The 8,513-nt window shown below is 69.1% G+C and carries 4 protein-coding genes and 1 pseudogene; 1 reads left to right on the top strand and 4 read right to left on the bottom strand.

Going from position 1 to position 8,513, the window contains the following annotated elements; translation table 11 throughout:
• Positions 1-280: 280 nt before the first annotated feature.
• Entirely contained in the window at positions 281-460 is a 180-nt protein-coding gene (locus tag MXD62_RS26310; RefSeq protein ID WP_248832104.1) for a hypothetical protein, read from the bottom strand.
• Between the two features lie 370 nt (positions 461-830).
• The gene (locus tag MXD62_RS26305; protein ID WP_248832103.1) at positions 831-1,151 is read right to left on the bottom strand and encodes a hypothetical protein; all 321 of its coding nucleotides are present in this window, start codon (positions 1,149-1,151) and stop codon (positions 831-833) included.
• 29 nt (positions 1,152-1,180) lie between these two features.
• Here MXD62_RS26305 and MXD62_RS26300 point away from each other — a divergent pair, with 29 nt between their 5' ends.
• Entirely contained in the window at positions 1,181-1,891 is a 711-nt protein-coding gene (locus MXD62_RS26300; protein WP_248832105.1) for an IS6 family transposase, read from the top strand.
• Between the two features lie 270 nt (positions 1,892-2,161).
• On the opposite strand, the pseudogene MXD62_RS26295 reads toward MXD62_RS26300, so the two are convergent.
• Positions 2,162-7,014, bottom strand: a pseudogene (locus MXD62_RS26295) (diguanylate cyclase).
• A 370-nt stretch (positions 7,015-7,384) separates the two neighbouring features.
• Positions 7,385-8,275 (bottom strand): NYN domain-containing protein, encoded by an 891-nt coding sequence (locus MXD62_RS26290; RefSeq protein ID WP_248832102.1) that lies wholly within the window; start codon positions 8,273-8,275, stop codon positions 7,385-7,387.
• Between the last annotated feature and the right edge of the window lie 238 nt (positions 8,276-8,513).

Genomic DNA, 8,513 nt, shown 5'->3' with positions numbered 1-8,513 from the left:
GCTCTACGTCACGGACCGCCACTCCGGCGAGTCGCTAGACGATCACGATCCGTACACCACGTGCGTGGACTCCACTGTCTGGTTCCGCGACACCCGCAACCAACTCCATGAGGGCACCTTCGAGACCGACGGGCGGCCACTTGCCCCGTGGAGCTGACCAGGTAGAGGGTCAGCTCCACGGCCTGAAACCGAAGAGGTCAAGTTCCACGGCGCCAGGTGGCGCTGGGTCGGTCCTCACGTGAGGACCGACCCAGCGGTACTGGTCGCCAGCGGATCTCTTTCAGCTATCCGCAGAGATCGGTGGGGCAGAGGCGCTGGCACGGCGGCGTGTCGCTGAGGTCTCCCGCTGGAATGCGGCCAGCGACGTCAGCACCGAGGTCACGAGCAGGCCCAGCCCCGCCAGGGCCTCAATGCTGCCGGTGGCCAGCACGATGATCGTGCCAGCCAGGATAGTGACCAAGGCGATCATCACCGTCGCAGTGATGAAGGGGTCTCGACGGGGGAGCAGGCGTCATCGTCGCTTGTCCTCTCAGGGTTCATGCCGGGCGGAAATGATCTATCTTTCGCGTGAGACCCCGCACCGATGGCCGTCGGTGCCCCTCGAAAGGGGAAGGTCAAACCGCTGGGTCACAGCGTCCTGCGTCCAAACCTCGCATTCCATCCACGCGGTGGTGTACACGTTCGCCCGTAGGCATCTGGGTGCCAACAGTGCGAACCTGCCCGTAGACCGTCGCTCATGCCGGGCGGATTGGTCTAAGACAGCCCCCGGTGGCCGCCGGGGGCTGTCTACCTAGGTCGACCGTCACGTGACGACCGCCCGACGGTTCCGGTCAGTGCCACCGTGCCCCGAAGCGGTTCTCGGTGCGGGTCTGGGCGACGGCACGCCGCTCAAGCTCGCTGGTGAGCGTCTTGCGCTTGCGGCGGACGTGGGCGCCGAAGCGGTCCGGATCGGGGTGGCCGGCCGCAGCCGCGGCGTCGGTCCAGGTCATGCTGCCGAGGTTGTCGGCGTAGGTCTCGATCACGGCCAGCTCGTCGGGCTCGAGCATCCGGGCGACGTGACCGAGCCGGTCGTCGGCGTACTCCCCCGGGAGAAGGTCAACGTCGGTGGGTGTGTCCGCCGCGGGCGCTGTTGCGTTGGCGAAGTCCGCCATCTCGGTGACCGGTCAGTCATGATCGGATGATGCGTCGACGTCGTGTCCGTCCACCGGTTCCGACGTCGGAGTTCGCCGGGTTCCGGTTTCCGCCGGAGGTGATCGTTCTGGTGGTGCGGTGGTACTTGCGGTTCGCGCTGTCGTACCGGGATGTCGAGGAGCTGCTGGCCGAACGCGGCCTCGAGATTGATCACGTGACTGTGTACCGGTGGGTGAAGCGCTTCACTCCGCTCTTGGCCGACGCGGCCCGGTCGTGTCGGCACCGCCCTGGGGATAGGTGGTTCGTCGACGAGACGTATGTGAAGGTCGCCGGCCGGTGGACCTACGTGTACCGGGCGGTTGACCAGCACGGCCAGGTCATCGACGTCCTGGCCAGCACCCGCCGCGACCAGGCCGCAGCCCGAAGGTTCTTCGCCGCGGCGCTGTCCCACGGGCGCCGGCCGGCCGAGGTCACCACCGACAAGGCACCCGTCTACCCGCGGCTCCTCGACGAGCTGGTGCCCGAGGCCTGTCACGTGGATGCCACGCAGGAGAACAACCGGCTCGAAGCCGATCATGGCCGGTTAAAAGCCCGGCTCCACCCGATGCGTGGTCTGAGACGCCTCCGCTCCGTCCAGACGATCAGCGCTGGACATGCCCTCGTCCAGAACATCCGCCGAGGCCACTACGAACTCGCTGTCGACACCGATCCGCACCTTCGGCTTGCTGCTGCGTTCACCGAGCTCGCCCGCACCGTCTGACCACGGTCGCCGAGGCCCCTGGCGTGCGCCAGATCCTCCGAATGCAACAGCGCCGCCCAGACTGTTCGCGCACTGGGCCTGGGTATCCATGCCGACCGGATCACGGTGAGAAGAGCGGAGTGAACCGCGAGTTTCACGCTCCGTTCTGTGGGAGCCCGGGGGTGCGATCCCCCCGGGCCACCCGACCAGGGTAGACACCTCGGCAGTGTCCGCCATGTCGATCATGATCGTCATCAGGTGTACTCCCTGATCAGGGTCACACCGTTACTTTTACAGGCCCTGTGGGAGTGCAATTTCTACCCGGTTGCGTCCGCCGCGTTTGGCCTGGTATAGCTCGACGTCGGCGAGCTCGACAAACACCGCCAGGGTGTCACCGGGAGTGGGAATGATCGCCGCGACCCCGATGCTTACGGTGACGATGCAGTCGATGACCAGCGGATGTGGTACGGCCAGTTCCGCGACAGCGGAGCAGAGATGTCGGGCCAGGCGGACGGCGGTGTCGGAGTCGGTGTCCGGCATGACCACGGCGAACTCCTCGCCCCCGTAGCGGGCCGCCATGTCGGTGCTACGGACGTTCTCGGCCAGGCAGGCGGCGACCCGCCGGAGGCACCGGTCACCGGCGGTGTGCCCGAAGTGGTCGTTGTAGAGCTTGAAGTGGTCGATGTCGACCATCGCCAGCGCGATGGGTGCCGCCGGTTGGGTAGTCCGGTGAGCGAATCGGTGCGCGAGAGCTGTTCCAGCCGCCGGTTGGCGGCGGCGAGTTGCTGGGTCCGCTCGGCGACCTTGCGTTCCAGCGACGCGTACACCAGGGCGTTATCGAGCGAGGCCGCCAGTTGCCCGGCGATGAGCATGATCCCTTCGAGGCGTTCGGTGGAGAACGCGCCGCGGATCATCCGGTTCTCCAGCAGCAGCATCGCCCGCAGCTCGCCCCGGATCATGATGGGTATAGCCAGTAGCGAGCAGCGGTTCAGGTCGGTGAAGTACGGGTCGTGGCGGAACCGGTCGTCGCGGGTGGGGTCGGCGACGACGACAGGCTCGCGGGTGCGTTCGGCGTACCGGACGACCGAGGCCGGCAGTATCCGCCGCCGGCCGGCCTCCGGCAGCGAGACCGTGCCGCCGCCGACAGACACCAGCCAGCCGCGGTCCTGCTGGTCACGTAGCAGGAAGTGAACGTCCGTGGCTCCGGTCATGGCTGACAGGATTCCCGCGACCCTGGTCCGGAGGCCGTCGAGGGTGGTCTCGGAGCTGAGCGTCTGGGAGGCCGCGATGATGCCGAGCAGGTCGATGGTGCCGGTTGTGACGGTGGAGCGGCGGGCAGAAGGCTCTGCTGATGGCTGGTCGGCCGGCTCCGCAGCCGTGGGCTCAACTCGTAGCTTCGGGTGGGCCCAGTCGAGCTGGCTGACCTTCGCCGTCGCGCCCCAGGCCAGGTACTGGCGGCGGGCCGCGGCCAGCAGCAGATGGCCGGTTTCCTCCATGCCGTGGGCCAGGTAGAACCGTGCGGCGCGTTCCAGGATCAGCGCCCGGTGCCACGGTCGCGCCCGTATGGAGGCCTCTCGCTGTGCCACATCAAACGCGTACGCCGCCTCGCGGAAGTCGCCGGTGGTCCAGGCCCGCTCCGCCTCCGCCAGGCGCAGCAGGTGCAGGAAGTTGACCGGCGCGTCGGCTGCGCGCGCGGTCAGCCATTCGATCGCCTCGTCCAGCTCGGCCAGCACCGCGCCACGCTGGCCCGCTTCCGCCGTGCGGGCCCGGCCCGCCAACGCCATGGCTCGTAGCAGGTACGCCACCGCCATCGGATAGAGCGCCTGGATAGACGGCAGCAACGGCATTGCAGCCGCCGTGTGTCGGACCAGCTCGCCCGGCTGATCGAGGATGGCTGCAGCGAGCGCCCGGGTAATGTGCAGGTGGGCAGCGGCGAACGGGTTGGCGGCCAGCCTGCCGAGCTGGGCCGCCTCACCGGCCGCCGAGGTGACGACCTCGCCTCGCAGCACTCTCGCTAGCTGGTCATAGGCCCGGAACGTCTCCTCGGCGTTGCCGTTGCTGGTGCGTCTGGTGAACGCCAGGGCCTCGTCGATCTCAGCAACGAACGCATCAAGCAGTGGTGCGCAGTCCAGGATGGTGGACATCAGTACGTAGTGGGTCCAGCACGCGTTCTGTAGGTCACCGCCCTGGAGCAGGCCCTCCAGCGCGCGGCGCGCCGCAGCCAGGTTGTCCTCGAGCGGGTCGAACCAGTGGCCGGTACCGGCTGCATACAGGAACCGCGCCTGCCACATGTCAGGCTCATAGCCGCGCGCCTGACAGACCGCGAGGATCCGCCGCATCACGCGCCGCCCGGTGCGGTAGTCCCGTCTGCGGACGACGGTCACAAAGGCGATGTGGCCGGCGGGGCCGAGCAAGGTGGGATCCGGGCCGTGCCGTGCCCATATCTCCAGCGTCGCCACGGTCAGCCAGGCCAGCATCTTCTGGTCGGAGAAGTACGCCGGGGGCATGAGCCGGTTGATGATCCTGGCGGTGTCGAGTTGTGAACGGTCGGTGATTCGCGGCCGACGTAGATCGTCGGATTCGCTGGTCTGGCCGATCCACTGGTAGAGCGCGTCGAGTCTGCGGTCGATCTCCGCGTCGAGGTGGTCCCGATCCGGGACGGCGAGGCCGAGCTGCCGCAGCTGGTTGAGACCGAGCCGCATCGCCTCGGCGGCGCGGCCCTGGCTGGTGAGGCTGCTGACCTGCACCAGGGTCGCCGCCGTGCGCTGAGCCGGATCGGTGCACAGCCGGCCGATGGTCTGGTACTCCTCGTCGGTCTCCTCAAGCCGCCCGAGCATGTACAGAGCCGCGTGCCGGCCGGTGTGGACGTCGATCAACTGGTCGGTGTCCGCCGGGTCGACGAGCCTCAACGCCGCGGTCAGGAACCTCTCCACCAAGGGGTGGTTACTCAGCAGCTTCGCCTCGTCGGCAGAGCGCCGGAAGAGACCGGCCACCAGTCGCCGTTCCTCGGGGGCGTGCACGGCGTCGACCACGAGCAGGTACTGCGCCGCCGCCACGGCGAACAGCTCAGGTCGGTCGGCCAGAGCCCGGGCCAGGCGCAGTCGCATGGCGCGTTCGGCCTGCGGGGTGAGGCCGCTCAGGACGGACTCCTGGGCCTTGTCATGACGAAAGCGCACGCTCTGTCGGCCGTCGGATTCCAGCACGAGAAGCCCGTCGGTGAACGCGGGGGCGAGCCGCCGCTCGATCTCATCCGCCGCAAGCCCGGCGGCGGCCTCCAAGAGGTCGAGTTCCACCCGGCCGGCCAGGCACGCCATCATGGCCAGCATCTCTCTGGCGGCCGGCGACAACACAGCCATACGGGCACGCAGCAGCCCGGTCACGTCCACGCAGTCCAGTCGGCGGCGCAGCATGGCCTGCTCCCATCGCCAACCATCGTCTCCGAGGGCCAGTACGCCGTCATGGCGCAGCGAGTTGAGCAGCTCCACCGTGTCGTACGGATTGCCCGCGGTCGACGGCGCGATCAGCCGCGCGAGCTCCGCGCCGCGCTCTGGGGACAGGCGCAGTAGGTCGGCGACCATGGCCGTCTGGTCTACTGGCGGCAGATTACCCAACCGCAGGTGCTGCGGCCCGGCCGGTTGGCGGCTCCAGCGGGCGAGCATCGGCGCCAGCGGGTGGGTGGCGTCCACCTCCAACTCCCGGTACGCGCCGACCAGCAACAGTCCCTCGATCTGTTCCTCGCCGCCGAGGATCAGGTCGAGGAAGCCCAGCGGTGTCCGCCCAGCCCACTGCAGGTCGTCGACGAAGAACACCACCGCGCGTTCCCGGGAGGCAACGGCGCGCAGTGTCTCCACTGCAACGCGCTGTGCTCGCACCTGTGCAGTCATCGGGTCCCCCAGCGCCGGGGGGACCCTTAGCAGCGCCGCCAGCTCCGGCACGACGGCGGCGGCCAGGCCGGCGTTGGGTCCCAACGCCCGCAGGAGCCGCTCCCGCACCTCGACCAGACAGGCCTCCGGTTCGGCCAGCAGCAGCCGACCCAGCGCCCGCAGCGCTTGGCGGACTGCGTCGTACTCCTGGTCCCGGCGGTACTGGTCGAACTTGCCCGCCACGAACCAGCCGTCGCCACCGGCCACGATCGGCCGCAGCGCGTTGACCAGGGACGTCTTGCCCACCCCCGGCGGGCCGCTGACGAGGACCCCATGGCAGCGGCCCGCCAGCGCGTCGGCGAACGCCGAGCCCAGCTCGGCGATCTCCTCGTCGCGGCCGGCCAGCCGGGACGGCGTCAGCGGCCGTGCCGGAAGATCGTGCTCGCCGGGACGCACCACCGCGGCGCCGCGGTGCACCAGCGCGAGATCGTGCGCCAGCCCGTCCGCGCTCTGGTAGCGATCGTCCGGCTCCTTCTCCAGCAGATGCAGGATGATCCGCGACATGTCGACCGGCAGCGACGGGTTCACCGCCGACGGTGGTGCCGGCACTCGCGTGAGATGGTCGTGAATGGTCCGCAGGGGGTCGTCCGCGCCGAACGGTGGTGTGCCGGTCGCCAGCTCGTAGAGGGTGGCCCCGAGCGCGTACAGGTCGGCCCGCTGGTCGATGGGGCTGCCCGTCCGGCCGGTCTGCTCCGGCGCCAGGTACGGCACTGTCCCGACGATCTCGTTGTGGTGGAGGAACCCCGGCTCGACCTCCACGCAGTTCGTAGCCAACGCGAAGTCGACCAGGTGTGGCACGCCGCGATCCCCACCCAGTACGATGTTCGCCGGGCTGATGTCCCGATGCACCACACCCCGCCGGTGCATCACCGCCACGGTGCGCGCGAGCGATCCGGCCAGATCGACCAGCTCGGCCGGATCCAGTGGCATGGTCCGCCCGGACAGCACCGCACCGCCGACGTCGGCCAGCAGGATCGACCCCGGGCAGGTCGACACACCGTCCGCCAGTTGCACGACCCCCTCGACCCCGACCAGACGCTCGAGGACCTCAACCTCATGACGCAGCCGCCGCTGCGAGCCAGGTCCCAGCGGCTCCTTCCGGATCACACTCCCAGCCGGGAACACCAGCCGAGTCACCCGGGTCTGCTCCGTCTCATGCAGCAGCTCCGTCCGCACCACCGCCGGCGGATCCCGGCTCGGTGGCGTTCGCTGAGATCTCATCCGCCAACCCCCACACCGAGCAACACGCAGCTCACTCCCAGCCTGCCCAGATCGCGATGACGGCAACAGACGGAGTGCCGAAGTCGGGCTTTACCGTCGCACGCCGACGACAGCGAACCGCGAACCCATAATGGGCCCCAAAACGGTCATACACATCCATACCGCACCATTACTACCCCCAGGAGGGGTACCACTGGCGGGGCAGCGCGAGACGACTGGCAATTTGCGCTTTCGAGGTCGACGTCGCCCCGGCGCTCGTGCGGGACGTGCGGTTCGCGTCTACTGGCATGGGGGCGGAGCTGGTCCGGTCTCTTGGCGCGCGGCTGCGAGCACGGTGGGCGGGTCACCGTCGCCGTGGTGCTCGAAGTGCCTACTTGAGGCGTGCGTGGACGGGGCCGGACGTGCCAGGGTCGTGCCGCTGGAGCTCGAACAGGTCGGTCGCGACCATGAGGTCTGTGAGGCGCGTGTAGCCGTAGGTCCTCAGGACGACCGCGGGATGCTTGCGGATGGCCAGCCCGACGGTCGACAGGTGGGTCCAGCCGTCGGGGCCGGTGTTGGTCGTGACGGCGTCGCGGAGCCGGCTGATGAGCGCGGTGTCCGCGCGCAGTTCGGCGGTCGTCGCCCGGGGAGGCGCGGCCAGGACTGTCTGCGCCTTCTTCTGCGCCTGCGGGGCGGAGACAGCGACCTGCGGCGTGCTGGTCTCCGCGCCTGGCATGGCGGTCTCCGTGACGTCGCTCGCCCGATGCGGGGGTGGCGGGGTGGCCTGGGCGGGCACGAGCGCCTGGCCGGGCTCCGCGGTAGGTGTCGGTGGCGTGTCCGTCGCGAGGGTCTCGACGTAGACGAAGGTGTCGCAGGCGGCGGGCAGGCCCGGGTTCGTCTTCGTCTCCTCGCCGAACCCGTGGACGGTCAGACCGCTCTCGCGGATCCGTTCGGCCAGCCGGGTGAAGTCGCTGTCTGAGGAGGCGATGCAGATCGCGTCGACGGATCCGGAGTGCAGCAGGTCCATCGCGTCGATCGTCAACGCCAGGTCGGCTGCGTTCTTCCCCTTGACGGCGGCGAACACCTGCACCGGCCGGATGGACAGCTCCTGCAGGGTCTTCTTCCAGTTCCTCAGAGAGCCCGACCAGTCACCGTAGGCACGCCTGACCCGAACCTTCCCGTGGTGCATGCTCTCGGCGAGCAGCGGCTCGACCGCCCACAGCGGGACGTTCTCCGCGTCGATGAGGACCGCAAGCTGTGCCGAGCCGGCTCCGTCCACCATGCTGGTTCCTCCCTGTCGGGCACCTAGCACCCGCGGCTACGGAACACGGCTGGCCGCCCACAGCATGACACGCGGCCCGTGCCCTCGCAGTGTCCACCAACCCTCAGTCGTTCGCGGTGCCGTATCCCTCCCTTCCAGCCGGCCCGCATCCAGCGGGCGCCCCCTACCTGCCAAGCTGGTTCGAGACAGAGGATGTCTGTTAACCAGTGACGAGGGCGAGTTGGGGAGCTTGATCTAG

The sequence above is a fragment of the Frankia sp. Mgl5 genome (assembly GCF_023242985.1).
GTDB lineage: Bacteria > Actinomycetota > Actinomycetes > Frankiales > Frankiaceae > Parafrankia > Parafrankia soli.
This window is presented reverse-complemented; position numbering and strand designations above follow the sequence as displayed.